Below are 22,319 nucleotides of genomic sequence, written 5' to 3' on the forward strand. Positions count from 1 at the left end.
CTTCACGTGCAGCATCCCGGCCACACTTCTGATTCAGAACGGGATTTTAACGGGCTTTGGGCCGTCAGAAGACGAAGGCGGCGGCCCGTTCCAGCCCGGGAAGGACCGGTGCTGCGGCGTCAAACAGCGCCCGATGGCCGAATTCGCCGTGGGTACGGGTCACAATCATCGCCCGCGGCGGCCGCGATTCGGCCGACACGCCCACCAGACGCCCGCCCTCCTTGAGCTGCCCGAACAGCCCCTCCGGGGTCACCTCGGCGGCGCCATTGAGGATGATCACGTCATAGGGGGCGGCCGACGGGTCGCCCTCGGTGCAGGCAGCGGCCTTGCAGGTGACATTGGCGAGTCCAAGGGCGGCAAAGGCCTCCTTGGCCTTCGCCGCCAGGGCCGAATCGCATTCCGTCGCGGTGACCTGACGCGCCAGCTTGGCCGCCAGCGCGGCGAGATAGCCCGTGGCGCAGCCGACGACCAGGACGCTGTCGCCCTCGCCGATCTCGGCGGCCTGGAGCAGCTTGCCGGTGAGCTGCGGCTTGATCAGGAACCGCTTGGCGGCCCCCTCGCTCACATCGAGGTCGAGGTCGAGATAGGCCAAGGCCTGACGGCTGGCCGGCACGAAGGCCTCGCGCGGAACCGTAAGCATGGCATCGAGAATACGACGATCGGTGACGTCATTGGTGCGCACCTGGCCATCGACCATTTTGAGGCGCGCGGTCGAGAAACCGGACATTTGCGGACCCTGAAATGCGGACGATGCCGCGGACGGAAGTTGGCGGCATCTTTGGAACATGCCCGGCGAAAACGCAACATGGCCGTTGGCCTTGGCCGGCCAAGGCTTGCCGCAACTCACCGCACCAGGGATCAGGACATATTATTCGATCGTCACCGCGAGGCGGCCGATCAGGGCGGCGACCTCATCCAGCCGCGCCGAATCGGGGGTCTCGACCGCACGCGCAAGGCGGGCGAGGCATTCGTCGTCGCTGAGCTCGGGAACGTCGGCCGGCAGAATCGAGGGAGCCAGTTGGGCGCGGGCGATCTGAATGTCGGGCATGGGAATCAGCTCCGTAAGAGTCCGGCTCTGGGAAGCTCAATTTGAATTAAGTCGATTTGGTGCCGTGCCGGCGGCTGCGATGGTGCTGCCGCACACATCTACTTGAACGCGATTCTGCGTGGATCGGGCCGCCAGACCCTTGAGGGACGACTCGAGCAGCATCGCGCGCCACATCAGCGATCGTTCACAAGCCTATGAATTTACGGCGGAATTTGGCTCCCCGGGCTGGATTCGAACCAGCGACCATCCGATTAACAGTCGGATGCTCTACCGCTGAGCTACCGAGGAAAAGGGCGAACTGTCGTCCGCGCGCGGGTGCGTATAACAAAGCCGGTTGCGCTTGCAAAGGACGAATTCGTCATCTTCCGCAACGCGCTTTGGGAAGGGCCTGCGCTGGTCCCTCCTCCGGGCCTCAAGGTTTTTGGTTTGACGCGTTTTCTTCACGCGAACCGGTATCCACTTCGCTCGAAAACGCTCTCAGTCGGGCAACAACTATTCAGCGACGAAGGATGTGGTCTTGGTCCCGGAGTCGTAGCGCAGCCGGAGCGCGGTGATCTTGCAGAGGTTGACGTTCTTCCAGAGTACGGCCTCGTCGTAGTTCTGCCAGTCGACGCGGATGTTCCAGACACAGCCCTCGTCATCCTCGTCGAACTCGACATAGGTGCTCGCCTGGTTCTGCAAAACCTTGTCGAGCTCGTTCTCCCATTCGTCGAGGCCATCGTCCGGCGCATTGAAGCCGAGGAACTTGATGGCATAGCCGGTCTCGTTGACGACGGTGACGTTGCGGGCGTCGGCGGCGAACGATGCCGTGGCCGCGATCGAAAGACCGATCGCGATCAGTCCGGACAGAAAATACTTCATGTGAAATTCTCCCGATCGAAACAGGCTGTAAGCGCCTGACGTCGATCGGCGCAGGCGCCGCGGCAACAAATAACGTTGCCTCCCGAGATTCGGCCGGGGTGCGATCGAAGGTTCAACACGATCCGATCAGCACTCCGGCGCGTTGCGCGACGCGAGACGCGCAACGAGCCTGTTCTTATCGTTTCGAATTCTCAGCAGCAATGAACCGGCATTCATAGATCGGCGCTGTTTGTTTTCTCCGGCACGGGCGCCGGCACTGCGGCGCCGTTGCTCTTGCCCGTCACGGCGCCGACCAGCGCCTTCACGGGATCGTCGCCCGGCGCAAAGCCGCTCTGACGCAGGATCTCGTCGATCATCGGACGCAGCGCGTGCACCTTGAGCAACTCGCCGGCAAGGCCTTCACCGAAGCCGACGCCACCGCCCGCAGCGCCGTTCCCATTGCTGCCGAACGCACCGCCGGTGTGCAGGATGCGGACATCCTTCAGGTTGGCGATCGGCTTCACCATCTCGGCCAGCGCCGAGGGCATGGTCTCGATCCGCTTCTTGGCGATCTCGAAATCGATGACGTTGCTGCCGAGCTTGTTCTGAGCCTCGTTCTTCATGGTGATGACGGCGGCCTCGGCCTCACCAATATTACGGACGCCGACTGCCTTGATCTTGTTGGATTCGGCTTCGGCGGTGGCCAGCGTCTTCACGGCTTCGGCGCGATCGAGCGAGGCCTTCTTCTCGGCTTCGGCCGCGACGATCAGCTCGGTCGATTTGCGCTCGGCCTCGGTCCGCGCGGCGAGCACCTGGGTGAGACGGGCGCGGTCGGCGACCTCGACGGCGCGGGCGGTCACGACCTTTTCTTCCGCGGAGACCGCGAGCGCCTCGGCGGTCTTGGCCTCGGTCACCGCTTCCGAAGTCTCCTTGCTCTTGGCCGCGATCTGGATCTCGTTCTCCTGCGTCGCGATCTGGATCTCGCGCTGGGCGTCGGTCTTGCGCTTGTTGATGGCGAGATCGGATTCGATGACCGCGGTCTCCTTGACCTGCTTGGCGCCCGCCTCCTTCTCGGCGACGGCCCGGTCGGTGTCGATGCGGGCGTTCTCCTCGGTCAGGCGTGCGGTCTGCGTGGCGGTCGCGACCTCGGCGCGGGTGCTGGCGGTCTTGTTGGCGATGTCGCGCTCCTGCGACAGCTCGGCCTCCTTCTTGGTCCGCTCGATTCCGAGGGTCTGCTGCCGCGCCTCGAGGTCCTTTTGCGCGATCGCCACCTCGTTGTCGCGCACGATGGCGTTGCGGTCGCGCCGGCGGGTCTCGGTGACGGTCTTGAGTTGGGTCAGACCTTCGGCGTCGAAGAAATTCTCCGGATTGAAGAATTTGACGTCGGTCTGGTCGAGCTTGGTCAGCGACACCGATTCAAGCTCGAGCCCGTTCGACTTCACGTCGGACTCGACGGTGGACTGCACGTGCTTGACGAAGTCCGAGCGCTTCTCCTGAAGCTCCAGGATGCTCATGGTCGCCGCGACCGAGCGCAGGCCGTCGACGAATTTCGCCTCGACCTGGTTGCGCAGCGCCTCGGCATCGTTGGTCAGCGCGCCCAGGGTCTGGCTGGCGAGCGCGATGCTCTCCTCGTCCGGGCGGACGCGCACGTAGAACTCGGCGACGATGTCGACGCGCAGGCGGTCCTTGGTGATCAGGGATTCCCGCTCCTTGCGCTCGACCGTCAGGCGCAGCGTCTTCAGATTGACGCTGGCATAGGAGTGGAAGATCGGCAGGATCATGGCGCCGCCGTCGAGCACGACCTTCTTGCCGCCGAGGCCGGTGCGCACGAACGCCTCGTCACGCGTGGCGCGCTTGTAGAGAATGGTGAAAACGATCCCCAGGACGACGATCAGCGCGACGCCGATCATGGCCGGGACTGCGATGTCGAACATGACTTTCTCCAATGAATGACTTAGCTGCTGCTTAGAGGTGGCTTGGACGGTTTGAGTTCATCCTCGGCCTTCACCGCCACGAAGCGGGTGCCATCGCGATCGACCAGCAGGACCAGGGTTCCCTGCGGCAGGGGCGACGACGAAGGTGCTGCGACCGCCAGGACAAAGTGACGGTTGCCGTGGACGTCGGCGACGCTGACCCGGCCGGGCGGCCCCTGGTCGAGCGGACCGACGACGACCTCACCGACGCGGCCGACGAGATCGCCGAGGCCGACGACATAGCTCTCGTCCTTGGGAATGATCCGCGCGATGGCGCCGCTGGCGGCGCGCACCAGCGGTACCGACACCGCGACGGCCCCGATCGAGGCGACCGTCGCCGGCAAGGGACCCGCGACCATCCGCGCAATGTCCTGGATCAGGAAGCCGGTGATGGAAAAGGCGCCGAGCGCCAGCAACAGGAAGATCAACAACGGCACGCCGCCGACATTGATCCAGGAGATGGCGTTGAGCACGCCGTTGTCGCTGGGGTGGCTGAAATCGATGCTGGTGCCGAGCATCTCGCTCAAGGAAGCCCCGACCAGCATCGTGATCACCTCGAGCGTGCCGACGATGACGATCATGGCCGCCGCGATCGCGAACGGCCTGACCTCGGGCGACATGATGTGTTCGAGCAATGCGCTCATGACACGGCACTCAGGAGCGCGACTTCAACCGCGCGAGCCTCGCCGCAATCTCCTTGTCGCGATGAAGCGCGCTCAGTTCATCGATGTCGCTCGAATACGGGATGCCCTGCGGCACGCCGGTCGCACGCGCCACCGCCCTGCCCGCACGCAAGGCCTTCGCTGCGGCCGAGGCGCCGCCGGACCTCCGAGGCGACGTCGCGGCCTGATGGCTGGCATGTGCCTCGCTCTTTTCGAGATCGGCACGGCGCTGCTCGGCATCCTGGAGCGCCGACAGCACCGCGCGCAGCGAGGTCACGCATTGCTCGATCTTCTCGTTGTTCTCGTCGATGGCGCGGGAGAGCACCTCGAACTGCGCCTCCAGGTCCATCTGCCGGGCGATGCCGGCGCGGGCGAGATCGTCGCGGCCCTCAGTGATCGCGCCCTCGATCTTGGCGGCGAGATCGGTCATCTCGCGCTCGATCTCGGTGCGGCGCGCGTTGAGGCGGTACTCCTCGGCGCGTGCGGCCGCGAGCGCGTCGCGCGCCTCGCTTTCGGCACGCTCGATCTCGCGGATGGCCTGTCCGACCACCTTGAGCTTGTTCTTGCCTTCCGCCTGCTCGATCGCGTCATAGGCGATCCCGGCGATCAGGCGCCCGACCCGGGACAGGAAGTTGTCGGGGGCGGCAGCGATGGTATCCATAGCGTTCTCCTCCTCTGGCAGGCTGTTCGGCGTGACGCCGTAGTGAACTTCGAAACCGTCGTCGGTGCGGATGAGATGCGCGGGGACGCTCTGTCCCCAGCCCTCCGCATAGCCGACGTAGTCGAAGGGCACGCTGAAGCGCCCTTGCACGGTCGCAATCGAAATGGTGGCAGGCCCCTTGATCTTGGCGAGCTTGTCATCGAGCGGGAGGCGGCGCCCTTGCGCGGCGCGATACTCCGTGCGGTCGCGCAGGCCCAGAGTCACCAGGCGCGAGGGCAGCGCGGTTTCTTTCCGGATCGGCTCATAGGCGTGGGCGTGGAGCAGAACGACGTTGGAACCCACATTGTGGGTCCGGGCCACCTCGTCGAGGATCTCCATCATGCGGGCATAGGCCTGGAATGTCGCCTCGATGGCGGCCTTGGCGGCCGGGTCAGGGGCAAGCCTGTAACGCAGCGCGGACGGCGCGTTTCGGGGCGACTGGCTCATGGAAAGCACTAAAGCACCATTTTGGTGCTTTAGGAAGAGAAAGGTTGATCACGTTCCACTGATCCTTGGGCACTCTGTTGGTTAGTCGCTGCCGGCGTGCGGCGCGTTCAAGGTTGCGGATCACTCCTAGATCACCGCCGATCAAGACTTCTTGCACGCGCGGGTTGCAATTTGAGATGAAATGCAAGGAGTGTTCAGCCTCGCCGTTTGCTGCGCGCTCCAGTCTCGTGTCCCGGACGCGCTGCAGCGTGAAGAGCTGCTGCGGCAGAGCCGGGACCAGAAGGCCGCCCCGGCTCTGCAGCGCACCGCTGAAGAAGCGCTGCGCTGCGTCCGGTGCACGAGAGTGAAGTGGATGCGCTGCTGTCGCCACGTCGTCATTGCGAGCGCAGCGAAGCAATCCAGGAAATCTTTCCGCGGACACAGTCTGGATTGCTTCGTCGCAAGAGCTCCTCGCAATGACAGAGCAAGCAGACACAGCTCCGCATCCTCGCGGCAGTTCCTGCCCGAGCCGTGCCTGGTCATGTCACCCTCAATGTCAGAGGGCGCAGGGAAGACCGGGTGCCGGCCGGGCACCCACGGTCCACTGTGCGAAAGGTGGCTACAAAGATTTGCACAGCGGCATACAGGTGAAGCCCAACACACGGCCTTCCCTGCGCAGTGGTTTGACGGCTTATGCCGAGCTCTCCCCGGGGAGCGTTGCACTATTGCCCCCGTCGCCTTGCAGATGACTGATGCGCGTGCCCGGTCGGGCCGCCACATCACCGCAAGACTTGGCGCACAGACCCCGGGCGCCAGGACGACACGGTTTTGCCGTACGCGGGTCACATCGGTCGTGTGCGCGATGGTCTTCGCTCACGGTTGCCCGCCCTGCGATGCCTTCTCGCGCCGATGTGACTAGCGTCCACCGCCGCTCACCCCACGTTTCGTGACGATCGCGATACGCCCCTCTGACCGGGATGAGGTGGCGCACAAATACGCGAAAGCCGAATTTCGGTAAAGTGGAATATTTTCGCGCAAGCGCATTGCCCCATGGCTAGCGTGTTTTGCCCGTCGGGCAACGCAAGGTCTTGTAGCCCGGATGGAGCGAAGCGTAATCCGGGGCCCTGTGTCTGCGGGGACGAATCCCGGATTGCGCTTCGCTCCATCCGGGCTACGAACAGTCACGGCCGCCGGCAGACCAGGTCGATCTCGATCAACGCGTCATAGGCAAGGCCGGTGACGCCGACGCAGGTGCGGGCCGGCAGGCGATCCGGTGCGAAGAACCGGCGATAGGTCTCGTTCATCGCGGCGTAGTCTTCTTTGAAGCGCGTCAGATAGATGCGCGCCATCACGACGTGCTCGAGGCCGAGATCGAGGCCCGCCAGAACGACCTTCAAATTCTCCATCACCGCGCGGGTCTGCGCGACGATGCCGTCGGGCAGCACGCCCGGGGCCTGCGGCGTATCCGGCATCTGGCCGGTGACGAAGACAAAGCCGTCGGTCTCGACGGCGTGGCTGAAGGGCGCGACCGGCTTCGGTCCGCCGCTGATCATGTGGAATTTCACTTGGATGTCCTTGTTAAGTCGCGTCTGGGAACAGGCGCTTGCTGAGGATGGCGTGCACGCCCCAATTGCCGTCGACGACTTGCGTGACGCCGAAATCGACGGCGGCCGACATCAAGGCGATCGCTTCGTCCTCACTGAGCCCTTTGGTGTTCATCAGGAAGCGCCGCATCTTGCGGAACGCATCCTTCATGGCGAGGTCGAGCGAGGATTTTGCATAGACTTCGCTCTGGCCCTGCGCGCCGAACTCGGCGAGGTAGTTGGGGTGGCTGAAGCCGGTCAGCACCCAATCGGTGGCGGTTTCAATCAGAGGATAGGAGAGATCGGCGAAGGGCCGGCCGGCGAGATCGGCCTTCTTGTGCAGGATCACCTCGAAAGTGCCGGTCATCGAGCACTCGATCGCGGTGCCGCTGAGCTCGCCGTCGCCTTGCGCGGCGTGGGGATCGCCGACCGACAACAGCGCGCCGGGCACGGAGACCGGAAGATAGACCGTTGCTCCCTTCCCCAGCCGCCAATTGTCGAGATTGCCGCCGAAATAGGACGGCGGCACGGAATCGACGAAATCGACCTCGCGCGGCGCCACCGCGATCACGCCGAAATGCGGCCGCAAGGGAATGCGGATGCCGTCGAGCACGGCGTGCCGGCGCTTGATCGTCCCGGGTGCGACGGGAACGCCGGGATAGTCGTAGGTGGCATGCACCACGCCAAACGGATCGGTCTGCGGCTCCCAGCGATAGGAATAAAGCGCGCGGGCATGCGGCGCGTCCGCATCGTCAAAGATCTCATAGATGGTCACGGCTTCGCGCGGCTTGGGCCCGCCGAGAAACTCGTTGTAGTGATAACCCCACCAGGCCGCCACCGAGGAGCCGAACACGCGCCCGGCATGGTTCGGGCTCCGGCTCGCCCGCGGCACGATGTCGAGGATGCGCACCTCCAGCACATCGCCGGGCTGGGCGTCCTTCACGGCGACGGGCCCGGTGCAGATATGTACGCCAAACCCCTCGCCGGCACCGCGGCCGAACACGCTGGCATCCATTGGTCCTGCGCCGCGGCGGTCGACGTTCTTCTTGTTCCGTGTCCAGCCGAACACGCTCTCGGCGGCGGCATCGCCGGCGATCATCATGTCGGGGGCATCGGAGGCGTGCTGCGTCAGAGTCTCGATGGTGATGGTGTCGCCCGATGCGATCTCGATTTGCGGCGGCAGCGAGCGGCTGAAATAGCCCCAATGAACGCGGCGGGCCTCGACCGGGAGATGATGATGCCTGCACTCCGTGGTCGTACGCTCCTCCGCGCCGGCACAGGCGACGTTGCTGCGCGCCTCGACGCTCTGATGTGCGCGGAGCTGCGCCAGCGCTTCCTGTGGCCAGCCGCGCTGGCCCGCGACGCCATGCTGCGAGGTCGCCCGCTCCGCCTCCTGCTGGCGAAACTCGCGCGGCGGCAGGCCGAAGCGATGACGGAAGGCGCGGCTGAAATGTGCGGAGTCGCCAAAGCCATAGGCGTAGGCGATCTCCGAGATCGAGCGATGCGCCTCGGCCGGGTTGGAGAGATCCGCCCAGGCACGCTGGAGACGACGCTCGCGAACATAGTGGGTGAAATTATCGCCGACCGTCTCGAACAGCTTTTGCAAGTAACGCTCGGAAATCCCCTCGGCCTGCGCGACACGCGCCGGCACGAGGTCGGGATCGTCGAGCCGACGCTCGATGGTCTGGCAGATCCGATGCAGCAGCGCGGCCTGCGTCGCGCTCGACCCGGCGTCGGACGTCGATGCCGCCAGTTGATGCGCGAGCGTCAGCAGCAGATCGACCAGCGACTGCGCGAGCGAATTCCATTCGGCATCGCTCAGACTATCGAGCGTGCGCGCGGTCGCGTCCAGCAGGCGCGAGAACACGTCGGCAAAGCCGCCCGGCGGAACGACACGGGGCTCGCCAAGCCTCGGCTTGCCCGACAGGCGTCCGTGCAGCGCCTCTGACGTCACCGACAGCACGATGGCGCGCATGTCGCGCTGGAACACGATGCTCCAGTCGCCGCTGCGCGGCAGCAGCACGAGATGGCCGACGGGAACGATGCGATGACCGCCGGCGCTCCTGAGCACCATGCCGTCCTCGACCGGCATCAGCGCGATGGGGAGGTCTTCGTTGGCCTGCGAGAGGGGCGCGACGCTCTGCGCGCCCGCGGCCATGCGCGTCAGTGCAACACCTGCGGCATGGCGATGCGAGGCGGTTGCGTGCCCATCGAAGAAGGAATGCCCGCCTGCCGGCTGCAGGCCGACCGCCGCCAGCACGTCCCGCCAGGCTTCGGGACGGTCGTCTTGCGCGTAGGACTCGCTCGTGAACGGCCGGAAGCTCATCGGATCGACCCAGATTGCGGTCGATCGAAGCAACCTCTGTGCCAGACGAACGCGGTCATCCGTCGCTGCGACGGGCCGCAAATGGTCTCCGCTTGTCACCTGCTCATCCCGAAAACAGACCGCGCCTCAACGCATTAGTCGCACCGGAAGATGTTCTTGCGGATCGTGCCGTGGACGCCCCAATTGGCATCGACCACCTGGGTGACGCCGAAATCGGCGCCGACCGACATCAGCGAGATCGCCTCGTCCTCGCTGAGGCGATGCACGGTCATCAGGAACCGGCGGAGTTTTCTGAACGCATCGCGCATCGCACGGTCGAGACTGCTGTGATTGGCAATCTCGGTTTGGGCATCGGCGCCGAGCGCTGCGAGATAGTTCGGATAGGTGAAGCCGTAGAACGACCAGGCGTGGTCGGTTTCCAGCATGGGATGGTCGAGGCCTTCCAGATGGGTGCCGGCCAGATCAGCCCTCTTGTGCAGGATGAATTCGAAATCGCCGGTCAGCGAGGTCTCGATCGCGGTGCCGCCGAGCTCGCTGTCGCCCTGCGCGGCATGGGGATCGCCGACCGAGAAATAGGCTCCGGGCACGGCAACCGGATAGAACATCCGCGCCCCCTTGCCGATGCGCCAGTCGTCGATATTGCCGCCGGTGTAGCCCGGCGGGATCGAGCTGACGAAATCGGCTTCCGACGGGGCGAGGCCCATGGTGCCGAAATGCAATCGCGCGGGCACCTTCACGCTGGAGAGGATGTTCTCGCGCTTTTTGATCGTGGCGTGATCGACGCGGACACCGGGATAGTCGATGGTCGGATGCACGATGCCGTCAGGGTCGGTCTGCGGCGTCCAGACGTAGTTGTAGACCGCCTTTGCATAGGGCTCCCCTGACGTATCGAGCTCGAAGATGGTGACGACCTCGCGCGGCTTCGGCTCCTCGATCAGGTCGTGGTAGTGAAAGCCCCAGTTGGCGGCGACGTTGGAGCCGAAGCAGCGGCCGGCATGGCAGGCGCTGCAACTCGGCCGCGGCCTGATATCGAGGATGCGCACTTCGAGAATGTCGCCGGGCTCGGCGCCTTCGATCGCGACCGGGCCAGTGAGAAGATGCACGCCGATCCCCTCGCCTGCGCCGCGGATGAAGGGGCCTTCGATCGGGCCCGAACCGCGGCGCGCCACGGCCTTGTGCTCGCGCGTCCACTGGAACACGCTCTCGGCGCCGGGATCGCCCTGGATCATGCGCTCGTAATCGTCATTGGCATGATGCGTCAGCGTCTCGATGGTGGCACGGTCTCCCGAGCGCAGCGTCAGCGCCGGGGTGACTTTCTTGGAGAAATAGCCCCAGTGGACGGTTTTCGGCGAAACCGGCAGCGTGACATGTTTCATGAGGTGGCCTCTTCGGGGGTCTTAAACATCGTGGAGAGAGCGCTCATCGCACCGCCTCCGGAGTCTTGTCGGCTTCCATCACGCTGAGGAAACGCGCCGTCAGCGTATGGCGCGGGTTGGAGAGCACCTCGTGCGCCGGCCCCTCCTCGATGATCGCGCCACCGCTCAGGAACGCGACGCGGTCGGCGACCTCGTCGGCGAAACGGATCTGGTGCGTCGAGATGATCATGGTGAGGCCGTCGTCGATGGCGAGACGCCGGATCACCTCCAGCACCTCGTTGACGAGCTCGGGGTCGAGCGCCGAGGTCGGCTCGTCCAGCAGCAGCACGCTCGGATTTGGCGCGAGCGCGCGGGCGATGGCGACGCGCTGCTGCTGGCCGCCGGAGAGATGCCGCGGCAGCGCATCGGCGCGATGCGAGAGCCCGACGCGATCGAGCAGCTCGGTGGCGCGGCGGTCGGCGTCGATGCGGGTCATGCCGTGGACCCAGCGCAAGGGCCCGGCGATGTTCTCCTTCGCCGAGAGATGGGCGAACAAATTGAACTGCTGGAACACCATGCCGACGCCGACGCTCGCCCGCTCGTTGGCGATGGCGCGCGGCGACAGCGCCTTGCCGTCTTCGCCAAAGCCGAGGCGCCGGCCGCCCACGCGCACGGTGCCGGCATCCCAGTTTTCGAGATGGTTGATGCAGCGGAGCAACGTGCTCTTGCCCGAGCCGCTCGGACCGAGCAGCGCCACCACCTCGCCCACGCGGACCGTGAGATCGAGACTGTCGAGCACCCTTTGCGGACCGTAGCTCTTGGTGAGATCCTTGACCTCGACCGCGATGTTGTTGCGCGCGATCGTCGCGGTGCGGCGGGCGCGTTCCTCGCGGGTCAGGGCCAGCGGCGGCGTGTCCGTGAGCTCTGCTTGCGCGGGCTCGGGATCGATCGCGGTCGCATCGGCAAGTTCGAGCCTGGTGACGAGGTCAACGCGGCGCCAGGGCAGATAATCGGCAAGCTTGCGCTCACGCCCCTTCGCGCGGTCGAGATCGAGCAGCCATTCAACGAAAAGCTGAATGCCGCTGATGGTCGCGGTCAGCACGAGGTAGAGCAGGCCCGAAGCGAAGAAGATCGAGAAGAAGTCGAATGTGGAGGACGCCAGCTGGGTCGAGCGCAGCGTCAACTCTTGCACCGCGACGACGGAGGCGAGCGAGGAATTCTTCAGCGCACTCACGGCTTCGTTGCCGAAGGCCGGGATCATGGTGCGGATCGCCTGCGGCGCGATGACCCTGCGCATCAGCACTGACGGCGTCATGCCGAGCGCCTGCCCGGCCGTCACCTGCCCGCGATCGACGCCGAGCACGCCGGCGCGCAGCATCTCGGCGATGAACGGAGCCTCGTTGCAGGCAAGCGCGAGACCGGCCGCCAGCACCGCCGGCAGCTTGATGCCGATATGCGGCAACGCGTCGTAGGCGAACACCATCTGCAGGATCAGCGGCGTGCCGCGGAAGATCACGGTGTAGCCCCGGGCGATCGCCGCCAGGGGCCAGAAGCGCGAGAGCTGCATGCTGGCGAGGATCAGTCCGAGGATCAATCCGCCGCCGAGCCCGAGGGCAGTCACCTCGAGGGTGAGCTCGATGCCCTCGAGCAGATACGGCATGCTCAGGTAATGGAGGAACAGCGACATCAGTCGGCCGTCAGGATGTCCGGTTCCTTGAAGTTGTTCACATCGAGCCCATGCTTCTTCAGAAGCTCCATATGCGTGCCGGCTTTCTGCACCTCGATCAGAGCTGCGAGCACGGCGTCACGGAATTTCGGCTTGTCCTTGGGAACGGCGATGCCGACCGAATACGGGATCGTCACCGCGATCGCCTTCTCCAGCTTGTCCGGATAGGCCTTCACCGCGCTGTCGACCGTGTTGACGTCGTTGACATAGGTGTCGGCGCGGCCGGCGAGGATCGCCTGGATGCAGTTGGCGTTGTTGTCGTAGAGCTGGATGGTCGGCTCCGCCTTGCCGGCCTTCTTGCATTCCGGGATCAGCGCCTGGATCAGGGGCACCTCGACATAGCCGGTGTTCTCGGCGGCGGCCGCGCCGCACATCGACATGTTGATGCCGTTGATGCCCTTCGGATTGCCCTTGGCGACCAGCACGCCGTCGAACACCTTCGAGTAGGTGATGAAGTCGGCGGCCTTGGCGCGCTCCTTGGTGGCGTAGATGTCGGAGATCACGATGTCGGCCTGACCCGCGGCGAGCGTGGTCAGGAGCGCTGCGAACACCACGGGCTTGTAGGTCAGCTTGAAGCCGAGGCATTCACCGATGGCTTCGCCGAGATCGATGTCGAAGCCGATATATTTGCTGGGATCCTTGGGATCGATGGTCTCATAGCCCGGCGTGTGCGGGTTGATGGCGTTGACGAGCGTCTTGCCCTTCCAGTCCGGATATTTCTCCTGGAGCGCGGCGCAGGCGGCGGGCGCTGCGGCCTGTGCGCTCAGCGGCGCGGCGGCGACGAGGCCGAAAGCGACGGCCGCGCCGAGCGCGGCCTTGCGCCACGGCATCGATGTGCGCGCCATCCCCCGCCGCGCCTGGGGCAAATCCCGTCTGTCCATGTGCTGCTCCTTCGAATTGGCATGGCCATGGCCATGTTGCTGAACTCGAAGGTCAGCCTAGGTGCAGAGCGCACGGAAAAGCTTGTCCGCGGGCGTACAAAAAATTGGACGGAGGCGGCCCGCGATTTGGGCAAGCGGCTGCACAAAAACTGTTCGCAGGTCGCAAGCCGATGCAGACGCGGGATTCCGAATTCGGCGGAACCAAATCAGCCTGGATGGCGCAGCAATCAGTACGATTCCGGAACCATCTGCTGAGGCGATTTGACAGAGATATGACGCCTGCTGGCACAGATACGACGCCGGGCGAACGGATCTGCGGCCGTCATCCACAGCACTTCACAGCCTGTCCGCAGCATATCCACAGCCTCACTATGTCGGATTCGCGAGACAGCACCGACCACTTGCTGCGCACAAATTCACAGGGCTGGCATGTCAGCCGCCGGCCTGGTTGAACACGGTGCGGCAAGCCTCGCTCAAGCTTGATCGGTTACGGCGCAGGCACGCCGTGATGGCACGGACGTTGGGGATCTCGCCGGCGCAGAGCCGGTAGACGTCGGGGGTGCAGGCCCGGCGCTGTTCGGGTGTTCCCTGCTGCGCGTGAGCGGCGGAGGCAAACAGCGTCAGGAACAGCCCGACGGTCGAGGCCCGGCGCGCCCGGCTCTTCATAGCCGCAAACCGCAAGAACCTTGTCTTCATGACCAAGTCTCCCGTTCTGCCCGCCCGCTCCCGGCCCGCGTTGGCCGGTCGTTGCGAAGGGGTAGGAGAAATAAATCGCCGAGAATGTGATCTCTTTCACACTGGCGCCGGGCCACCGACGCCTAGGTTCCCGCGGGGATTTTTTCAGGAATCGCTAACCAAACGGGACCCGATCGCCGGATCGTTAAAATGCGAACGATCGGCTCAATCGGGTAACAAACCGGCTTTGCGACATTGCGCCATCCGCGTTCTGCGAGGGTGTGATGAGCGAAGCCGAATTCAACTTGCTGCTGGATGCCGTCCGGGACGCGATGATCGTTGAAGATTTCGCATCCGCGCCGGAGGAGGAATTCGTGCCCCGCTCTTGGTCGTACGCCGCAACACCCAAGGCTGCCAATGACAATGAGGGCGCCTGGCCCCTGCTGCCGTTTCCGGACGGCTGGTACGCGGCCTGCTGAGGCCCGCCCTGCCGCGAAATGATGCGCCCGCCTTGCGGGCGGTTCGGCATCACCGCGCGCCGGGAACCGGCGCAGCCCCGATCACGTCTTGACGCGCTCTTCGCCGTCCTGCGGCGCCCGGTCGGGTGCAGCCGGCGGGAAGATGCTGTCATAGATCGCGCGGGCCTCGCGGATGAGGCGCGCGCGCTCCAGCTCGGATTTCGGGACAAATCGAACGACGTCGCCCACGTGCTCTCCAGCTTCAGGGGTTCGGATGCGTCCCTTCGCAGATGCGAAGTCTATGCCAGAGGGCCTGAATCGCACCCTTCCGCCAAGCCCCGGGCAAACCCGGTGGCCAAGGCTCGGCAAGCCTCATCCGCGCGCTCGGCGGCACTCGCGATGATGAAATTTGCGCTGAAAGATCAGAGACTTGTGATGGAGGCCACGACCAGAATTGAACTGGTGTACACGGTTTTGCAGACCGTTGCGTAACCACTCCGCCACGTGGCCCCGTAAGGCCGGACCAATATAGGGGATCAATGGCTTAGGCAACCCCACGGTCCGCCGGTCGCACAGCGAAATGTCCGGCCGGAATCAGGTGCGCTTGCCGCGCCGGAAGTCGCGCCGACGGTCCTTCTTGGGCGCGGGCTTTGGTGCCAGTTCCGGCATCTCGGCCTGGACCTCCCGGTAGCGGGTCAGCATCCGTTCGAAACTGCCATACAGTGTCTCGGCGATGTCGGGACGCAGTTCGAGGCCGGCCAGGATCGTCGCGGCCGCCTCGATGGTCGAGAGGCCGTCGCGCCGCGGCTCCTTGCGCAGGCGTCCGTAGCGCGAGGGACTCTGCGGGTTGAGGATCACGCGCTGGCATTTCAGCATCCAGGGATTGCGCCACCACAAGGCCTTGGCCTGGCTCCAGGTGCCATCGAGCAGCACGACGCCTTCGAGCCTGCCCAGGATGGCGCGCTGGTTCTCCGCGACGTCTCCCTTGCGGGTCAGCGCCACGATCTCGTCCTCGGCCTCGAGATCGGCCGCGCGGGCCGAGCCGAGATAGAGCACGCCCCAGCGCGCGGCATTCTCGACTGGCCGTCCTAGCGCCTTGGACAGGCTCGGCCAGGACAGGCCGACCCGCACCGTGGCATCGGCAAAGTGCTTCGCAAGCAGCCGCGCGGTGCCGAGCGCCCTGTCCTGCTCCTGCGGATGCTGCAGGATCAGCAGCGAAAGCCGGTTTTCAATCGGCGTGACGCTGTCGCAGATGCACAGCGGCATCGGCTTCTGGCAGTGCGGGCATTCGGGGATCGCCTCAGGCGCGGCGGCCGTCGTCTCGGATGGGTTCGACATGGTCGCCGCTATACGCTTCGCGCGGCGCTGCAACAACCTATTCCGCCGGCGCAGGGAGCGGACGCGGCTCGGACCGGCGCCGCAGGCGGTCGATCAGCAGGTAGATCACGGGCGTGGTGTAGAGCGTCAGGATTTGGGAGACGAACAGGCCGCCGATGATGGTGATACCGAGCGGGCGCCGCAGCTCAGTGCCCGGCCCGGTTGCGATGACCAGCGGAATGCCCGCGAACAGCGCCGCCATCGTCGTCATCAGGATCGGACGGAAGCGCGCCTGGCAGGCCTCGAAGATCGCCTCCGCCGAGGACAGCCCACGCTGGCGTTCGGCATCGAGCGCGAAGTCCACCATCATGATGCCGTTCTTCTTGACGATGCCGATCAACAGGATGATGCCGACGAAGGCGATCACGGTCAGCGGCGTGTTGGTGATCTGCAGGGCCAGCAGCGCGCCGAGGCCGGCCGAGGGCAGCGTCGAGATGATCGTGAGCGGATGGGCAAGGCTCTCATAGAGCACCCCGAGCACGATATACATCGCCACCAGCGCGCCGAGGATCAAGAGCGGCTGGCGACCGCTGGTCCTGGCGAAATCGCCGGCATTGCCGTCAAAGCTGCCGCGGATTCCTTCCGGCATATGCAGTTCCTCGACCGCGCGCTGGATGTTCTGCGTTGCAGTCTGGAGCTGCACGTCAGGCAACAGGTTGAACGACACCGTGGTCGAGGGAAACGACTGCGAGTGATAGACCGCGAGCGCGGCAAGGCCGCGTGTCGCGCGCACCACGGCCGATAGCGGCACCTGCACGTCGTTGGCGCCGGCGACATAGATGCGGTCGAGGTTGGAGGGATCGACCTGGAATTTCGGATCGATCTCCAGCACGGTCATGTACTGGTTGCGCTGGGTGTAGATGATCGAGATCTGCCGCTGCGAGAACGCATTGTTCAAAGCGTTATCGATGTCCTGGACATTGACGCCGAGCGCGGAGGCCTTCTTGCGGTCGATGGACAATGTCAGCTGGAGCCCGCCGGGGTCGCGGTCGCTGGAGATGTCGGTGATGCCGTCGACGCTTTCCATGCGTTTGGCCACGATCGGCGCCCATTTCTGCAACAGGTCGAGATCGGTCGAGGAGAGCGTGTACTGGTAGTCGGAATCGCTTTGCCGTCCGCCGGCGCGCACGTCCTGGGCGGCGAACATGAAGAGGCGGATGCCGGGCACGGGATACAATGCGCGCCTCAGACGATCGATCACGACCTGCGTCGAGACGTGGTCGCGTTCCTCCGGCGGCTTCAGGCTGATGAACATGGTGCCGCGGTTCGAGGTCGCCGCCCCCGGCCCCCCGCCTCCGCTGCCGACGGTCGAGCCGATGCCGGCCACGGCCGGATCCTGCATCACGATGTCGGCGAGCCGCTGCTGCAGGCCGAGCATGGACTGGAACGAGATGTCGGCCGAGGCGCGCGTCGCGCCGATGATGAATCCGGAATCGTCGGTCGGGAAATAACCCTTGGGGACCTTGATGTAGAGCGTCACCGTGAGGCCGATGGTGGCGAAGAACACCAGCAGCGTCAGCAACGGATATTCCAGCACGGTCCGCAAGGTTCGCGCGTAGAAGGCGACGATGCGCGACAGCGAGCCTTCGATGATCCGGTCGAACAGCGTCGCGGTGCCGGAGGTGGTCTGCCGGATGTAATGCGCACAGATCATCGGCGTGACCGTCAGCGACACCAGGGTCGAGACCAGGATCGCGAAGGTCAGCGTCAGTGAGAATTCGCGCAGCAGGCGGCCGACGATGCCGTCCATGAAGATCAGCGGCGTGAAGGCCGCAATCAGCGACAGGCTGATCGAGACCACGGTGAAGCCGATCTGCTTCGCCCCCTCCTGTGCCGCCTGGAACGGCCGCATGCCGTGCTCGAGATTGCGGAACATGTTCTCGATCATGACGATGGCGTCGTCGACCACGAAGCCGACGGAGATGGCGAGCGCCATCAGCGACAGATTGTCGATCGAGAAGCCCGCGACCCACATGCCGGCGCAGGTGCCGGCCAGCGCCAGCGGCACCGAGATGCCGGCCGCGATCGTCGGCGTCAGCCGCCGCAGGAACACGAACACCACGACCATCACCAGGACGGCCGTCGCCAGCAATGTCCATTGCATGTCCAGCACGCTGGCGCGGATCGTGCCGGTGCGATCGACCAAAGTGGAGATTTCGACGCCGGCCGGAATCCATTGCTTCAGTTCGGGGATCAGCGCCTTCACCCGGTCGACGGTATCGATGACGTTGGCGTCGCCCTGCTTGGTGATCTGGATCAGCACCGCCGGCTGCTTGTTGAACCAGGCGATCGAGCGGGCGTTGCGGACGGAATCCTCGATATCGGCAACATCGGAGAGGCGGACGAAATTGCCGTTGGAGCTCTTGATGACGATGTCGCGGAACTCTTTCGCCGTGCGCATCTGCTTGTTCAGCGACAGCGTCTCGCTCTGGCGCTCGCCGTTGAAGATGCCGACAGGTCCAAGCGGATTGGCGTTGATGATCGCGGTCCGGACGTCGTCGGTGGCGATGCCGGCATTCGACAGCGCCACAGGGTTGAGCTGCACCCGCACAGCCGGCTGGTCGGCGCCGGAGACGGTGACGTCGCCGACGCCCGGCACCTGCGAGATGCGCTGCGCCAGTACGGTATCAGCCACGTCGTAGATCGCGCTCGCCGACAGCGTCTTCGAGGTCAGCGCCAGCACGAAGACGGGCGCGCCGGCGGTGTTCGCCTTCCGGAATTTTGGCAGCGTCGGCAGGTCGCTCGGCAGGTCGACCAGCGAGGCGTTGATCGCCGCCTGCACGTCGCGGGCGGCTTTGTCGATGTTGCGGCCGATGTCGAACTGGAGCTGGATGTTGGTCGTGCCGAGCGACGAGGTCGAGGTGATCTGGTTGATGCCGGCGATCTCCCCTAGCCGCCGCTCCAGCGGCGAGGCCACCGTCGCCGCCATCACGGAGGGATCAGCGCCCGGACGGCTGGCCGAGACGAAGATGGCGGGGAAGTCGACGTTCGGGACCGAGGCGACGGGCAGGAACTCGTAGGCGACGACACCCAGCAGGAACAGCCCGATCGACAGCAGCGTGGTTGCGACCGGACGGCGGATGAAGGGCTCCGAGATCGATGCCATCACTGCATCCCCTCGGTTGCGCCCGCGACCGGCGGGCCGCCGGATTCGGCCGGCGGCAGCGCCTGCTCGAGGCGGCGGTTGATGCGGTCGAGCGCGAGGTAGATCACGGGCGTGGTGTAGAGCGTCAGCAACTGGCTCAGCAGCAGGCCGCCGATGATGGAGATGCCGAGCGGAAAGCGCAGCTCTGCGCCGGTGCCGCTCTCGATCGCCAGCGGCAGCGCGCCGAACAGCGCCGCCAGCGTCGTCATCATGATCGGGCGGAAGCGCAAGAGACACGCCTGCACGATCGCCTCGTTGGGCGACATCCCCTGCCCGCGCTCGGCCTCCAGCGCGAAGTCGATCATCATGATCGCGTTCTTCTTGACGATGCCCATCAAGAGGATGATGCCGATCAGGCCGATCACCGAGAGGTCCTGCCCGCACAGCACCAGCGCCAGGATCGCGCCGACGCCGGCCGAGGGCAGCGTCGACAGGATCGTGATCGGGTGGATATAGCTCTCATAGAGCACGCCCAGCACGATGTAGATCGTGATCACGGCGGCGAGCAGCAGCCAGGGCTGTCCCGCAAGCGCCTTGGCGAATTCGGCGGCGTCACCGGCATAGACCCCGACGATGCTGTTGGGCATCTCGATCCGGGTCTCGATCGCCTTGACGGCTTCGACCGCATCTCCGAGCGCGGCGCCCGGCGCGAGGTTGAAGCTGAGCGAGATCGACGGGAATTGCGCCTGGTGCGAGATCGCGAGCGGCGCCGTGGTGCGCTTCAGCGTCGCAACGGCCGAGAGCGGCACCTGGGCGCTCGGCGCGCCGACGGTCGTGCTCGCGGCGCCCGGCAGATAGAGTTTTGACAGGATCGAGGGATCGCGCTGGTACATCGGCAGCGCCTCCAGCACGACGCGGTACTGGTTGGCCTGGCCGTAGATGGTCGAAATCTGCCGCTGCGCGAAGGCATCGTTCAGCGTGTCGGTGATGGCCTGCAGGCTGACGCCGAGCTGGCCGGCGCGGGTGCGGTCGACATCGAGCTGCGCCCGCAGGCCGCCCTCCTGCGCCTCGGAGGAGACGTCGCGGAACAGGGGATCGCGCCGCATCTCCGCAACCAGCTTGCGCGCCCATTCCGAGACCAGCGCCGCATCGGTGCCGGTCAGCGTGTACTGGTATTGCGAGCGGCTCGACTGGGTCGAGATCTGGACGTCCTGCACCGGCTGAAAATAGACAGTCATGCCGGGGATGCCCGCCACCCGCTCCTTCAGCCGGGTCACGACCACGCCGACATCGTCACGCCGCTCGCCGCGCGGCTTCAGCGTCATGACGAGACGGCCGACATTGGTGGTCGGGTTGACCGAGCCCGCGCCGATCACCGAGACCACGCCAACCACGTCAGGATCGGCCTTGATGGCGTCGGCGGCCTCGGCCTGCCGCTTCTGCATCTCCGCGAACGAGACGTCGGGGCCGGCCTCCGTCACCGCCGTGATCGAGGCGGTGTCCTGAAGTGGCAGGAAGCCTTTTGGCGCGACGACGTAGAGAACGAGGGTCGCAATCAGCGTCGCGAAGGTCACGACCAGCGTGAGGCGCTGGTGCTGCAGAACCACAAGCAGCGTGCGGTGGTAGAACTCGACGGTGCGGTCGATGAAGCGGCTGATCGCGGCAAGGCCCGGCACCGCCAGCTCCTCGTGTGCGTGCTTGAGCAGCCGCGAGCACATCATCGGCGTCAGCGTCAGCGAGACCACGGCCGAGGTCACGACCGCGATGGTCAGCGTCAGCGCGAATTCGCGGAACATACGGCCGACGAGGCCCGACATGAACAGCAGCGGGATAAACACCGCGATCAGCGACACCGTCAGCGAGATCACGGTGAAGCCGATTTCGCTCGCGCCCTTGAGCGAAGCTTCCATCGGCCCGTCGCCGTTCTCCATGTGGCGGACGATGTTCTCGATCATGACGATGGCGTCGTCGACCACGAAGCCGGTGCCGATCGTCAGCGCCATCAGCGACAGATTGTCGAGACTGAAGCCGGCGAAATACATGATGCCGAAGCTGGTGATCAGCGACAGCGGCAGCGCGACGCCCGCGATCAGCGTGGCGCGCAGCGAGCGCAGGAACAGCAACACCACCAGCGTGACCAGCACGACGCTGAGGATCAGCGTGAACTGCACGTCCCGTACCGAGGCGCGGATGGTGACGGTGCGGTCGGAGACGATGGTGAGGTTGACGCCGGCCGGAATGGCGCGCTGGACCTTGGGGATCTCGGCGCGGATCTGGCTGACGACGTCGATGACGTTGGCGCCGGGCTGGCGCTGGATGTCGATGATGACGGCCGGCGAGCCCTGGTACCAGCCGCCGGTGCGGTCGTTCTCCAGGCCATCGACGATCTGCGCGACGTCCGCGATCGTAACAGGCGAACCGTTACGGTAGGCGATGATGATCGGCTTGTAGGCCTCGGCGGCAGCGATCTGGTCGTTGGCGGCGATGATGTAGGATTGCTGGGCGCCGTCGAGCGAGCCCTTCGGCCCCGAGACATTGGCATTGGCGATCGCGGTGCGCAGATCCTCCATGGCGATGCCATAGGCGGCAAGGCGCGCCAGATCCGCCTGGATGCGCACGGCCGGCTTCAGCCCGCCCAGCACCGAGACCCGGCCGACGCCGGAGATCTGGCTCAGCCGCTGCGCCAATAGCGTGTCCGCGATGTCGCTCATCGCCCGCAGCGAGATCGTGTCCGAGCGCAGCGCCAGCGTCATGACCGGCGCGTCGGCCGGGTTCACCTTGGCGTAGGTCGGCGGATAAGGCAGGGTTTTTGGCAAGACTCCCGCGGCGGCATTGATCGCGGCCTGCACGTCCTGCGTTGCGCCGTCGATATCGCGGTTGAGGTCGAACTGCAGCGAGATCTGGCTGACGCCGAACGAGCTCGTCGAGTTCATCGCCGACAGCGACGGGATCTGGCCGAGTTGCCGCTCCAGCGGCGCGGTGATCAGCGAAGCGATCACATCGGGGCTAGCGCCCGGCAGCTGCGTCGTCACCTGCACGGTCGGGAAGTCGACCTGCGGCAGCGCCGAGACCGGCAGCGCGAAATAGCCGAGCAGCCCGCCGATCAGCAGCGCGATACCGAGCAGCGAGGTCGCGATGGGCCGGCGGATGAAGGGTTCGGAGACTCCCATGGTTTACGCCTGCCGCCTAGGCGGCTGTTGTCGT

At 65.4% G+C, this 22,319-nt stretch carries 17 protein-coding genes and 2 tRNA genes; 1 reads left to right on the top strand and 18 read right to left on the bottom strand.

The genetic code is table 11. The features are described 5' to 3' along the window. Nucleotides 1-64 precede the first annotated feature (64 nt). The 13 genes from JQ603_RS03750 to JQ603_RS03810 form a co-directional block, all read right to left on the bottom strand. On the bottom strand, nt 65-727 hold the full coding sequence (locus JQ603_RS03750) for a protein-L-isoaspartate O-methyltransferase family protein (RefSeq protein ID WP_212336609.1): 663 nt from the start codon (nt 725-727) through the stop codon (nt 65-67). A 141-nt stretch (nt 728-868) separates the two neighbouring features. After that, complete coding sequence (locus JQ603_RS03755) at nt 869-1,048, bottom strand: hypothetical protein (RefSeq protein ID WP_212336611.1); 180 nt, start codon at nt 1,046-1,048, stop codon at nt 869-871. Nucleotides 1,049-1,261: 213 nt separating this feature from the next. Then, nucleotides 1,262-1,336, bottom strand: a tRNA-Asn gene (locus JQ603_RS03760). 204 nt (nt 1,337-1,540) lie between these two features. Further along, nucleotides 1,541-1,909 carry a hypothetical protein gene (locus tag JQ603_RS03765; RefSeq protein ID WP_212336613.1) on the bottom strand — a complete coding sequence of 123 codons (369 nt, stop codon included), beginning with the start codon at nt 1,907-1,909 and terminating at the stop codon, nt 1,541-1,543. A gap of 212 nt (nt 1,910-2,121) precedes the next feature. Continuing rightward, nucleotides 2,122-3,822, bottom strand: coding sequence for a flotillin family protein (locus tag JQ603_RS03770; protein WP_212336615.1), 1,701 nt, complete (start codon nt 3,820-3,822; stop codon nt 2,122-2,124). Nucleotides 3,823-3,842: 20 nt separating this feature from the next. Beyond that, complete coding sequence (locus tag JQ603_RS03775) at nt 3,843-4,505, bottom strand: OB-fold-containig protein (RefSeq protein ID WP_212336617.1); 663 nt, start codon at nt 4,503-4,505, stop codon at nt 3,843-3,845. 10 nt (nt 4,506-4,515) lie between these two features. After that, nucleotides 4,516-5,679 carry a PspA/IM30 family protein gene (locus tag JQ603_RS03780; protein ID WP_212336619.1) on the bottom strand — a complete coding sequence of 388 codons (1,164 nt, stop codon included), beginning with the start codon at nt 5,677-5,679 and terminating at the stop codon, nt 4,516-4,518. Between the two features lie 1,151 nt (nt 5,680-6,830). Next, complete coding sequence (locus JQ603_RS03785; protein ID WP_212336621.1) at nt 6,831-7,214, bottom strand: RidA family protein; 384 nt, start codon at nt 7,212-7,214, stop codon at nt 6,831-6,833. Between the two features lie 13 nt (nt 7,215-7,227). Next, complete coding sequence (locus tag JQ603_RS03790; protein ID WP_212336623.1) at nt 7,228-9,558, bottom strand: acetamidase/formamidase family protein; 2,331 nt, start codon at nt 9,556-9,558, stop codon at nt 7,228-7,230. Between the two features lie 134 nt (nt 9,559-9,692). Beyond that, nucleotides 9,693-10,934 carry an acetamidase/formamidase family protein gene (locus JQ603_RS03795; protein ID WP_212336625.1) on the bottom strand — a complete coding sequence of 414 codons (1,242 nt, stop codon included), beginning with the start codon at nt 10,932-10,934 and terminating at the stop codon, nt 9,693-9,695. Nucleotides 10,935-10,977: 43 nt separating this feature from the next. Further along, nucleotides 10,978-12,600, bottom strand: coding sequence for an amino acid ABC transporter permease/ATP-binding protein (locus tag JQ603_RS03800; RefSeq protein WP_212336626.1), 1,623 nt, complete (start codon nt 12,598-12,600; stop codon nt 10,978-10,980). Beyond that, a complete protein-coding gene (locus JQ603_RS03805; protein WP_212336630.1) occupies nt 12,600-13,484 on the bottom strand; it encodes an ABC transporter substrate-binding protein in 885 nt (294 codons plus the stop codon). Before JQ603_RS03805 ends, JQ603_RS03800 begins: the two co-directional genes overlap by 1 nt. A 468-nt stretch (nt 13,485-13,952) precedes the next feature. Next, nucleotides 13,953-14,216, bottom strand: a complete 264-nt coding sequence (locus JQ603_RS03810) for a hypothetical protein (protein ID WP_212336632.1) — start codon at nt 14,214-14,216, stop codon at nt 13,953-13,955. Between the two features lie 263 nt (nt 14,217-14,479). Here JQ603_RS03810 and JQ603_RS03815 point away from each other — a divergent pair, with 263 nt between their 5' ends. Further along, a complete protein-coding gene (locus JQ603_RS03815) occupies nt 14,480-14,674 on the top strand; it encodes a hypothetical protein (RefSeq protein ID WP_212336634.1) in 195 nt (64 codons plus the stop codon). An 81-nt stretch (nt 14,675-14,755) separates the two neighbouring features. Here the strand turns inward: JQ603_RS03815 and JQ603_RS03820 are convergent, their stop codons facing one another. The 5 genes from JQ603_RS03820 to JQ603_RS03840 form a co-directional block, all read right to left on the bottom strand. After that, nucleotides 14,756-14,902 (bottom strand): hypothetical protein, encoded by a 147-nt coding sequence (locus JQ603_RS03820; RefSeq protein WP_212336636.1) that lies wholly within the window; start codon nt 14,900-14,902, stop codon nt 14,756-14,758. Between the two features lie 187 nt (nt 14,903-15,089). Beyond that, nucleotides 15,090-15,163 (bottom strand) — tRNA-Cys (locus JQ603_RS03825). 84 nt (nt 15,164-15,247) lie between these two features. Then, a complete protein-coding gene (locus JQ603_RS03830) occupies nt 15,248-15,991 on the bottom strand; it encodes a tRNA-uridine aminocarboxypropyltransferase (protein WP_212336638.1) in 744 nt (247 codons plus the stop codon). Between the two features lie 37 nt (nt 15,992-16,028). Continuing rightward, nucleotides 16,029-19,136: an efflux RND transporter permease subunit gene (locus JQ603_RS03835; protein ID WP_212336640.1), complete on the bottom strand. Its 3,108-nt coding sequence runs from the start codon at nt 19,134-19,136 to the stop codon at nt 16,029-16,031. After that, nucleotides 19,136-22,285, bottom strand: coding sequence for an efflux RND transporter permease subunit (locus tag JQ603_RS03840; RefSeq protein WP_212336641.1), 3,150 nt, complete (start codon nt 22,283-22,285; stop codon nt 19,136-19,138). The genes JQ603_RS03835 and JQ603_RS03840 overlap by 1 nt, the downstream gene beginning before the upstream one ends. Nucleotides 22,286-22,319: the final 34 nt, after the last annotated feature.

This window comes from Bradyrhizobium liaoningense, assembly GCF_018130825.1.
In the GTDB taxonomy this organism is placed as follows: Bacteria; Pseudomonadota; Alphaproteobacteria; order Rhizobiales; family Xanthobacteraceae; genus Bradyrhizobium; species Bradyrhizobium liaoningense_B.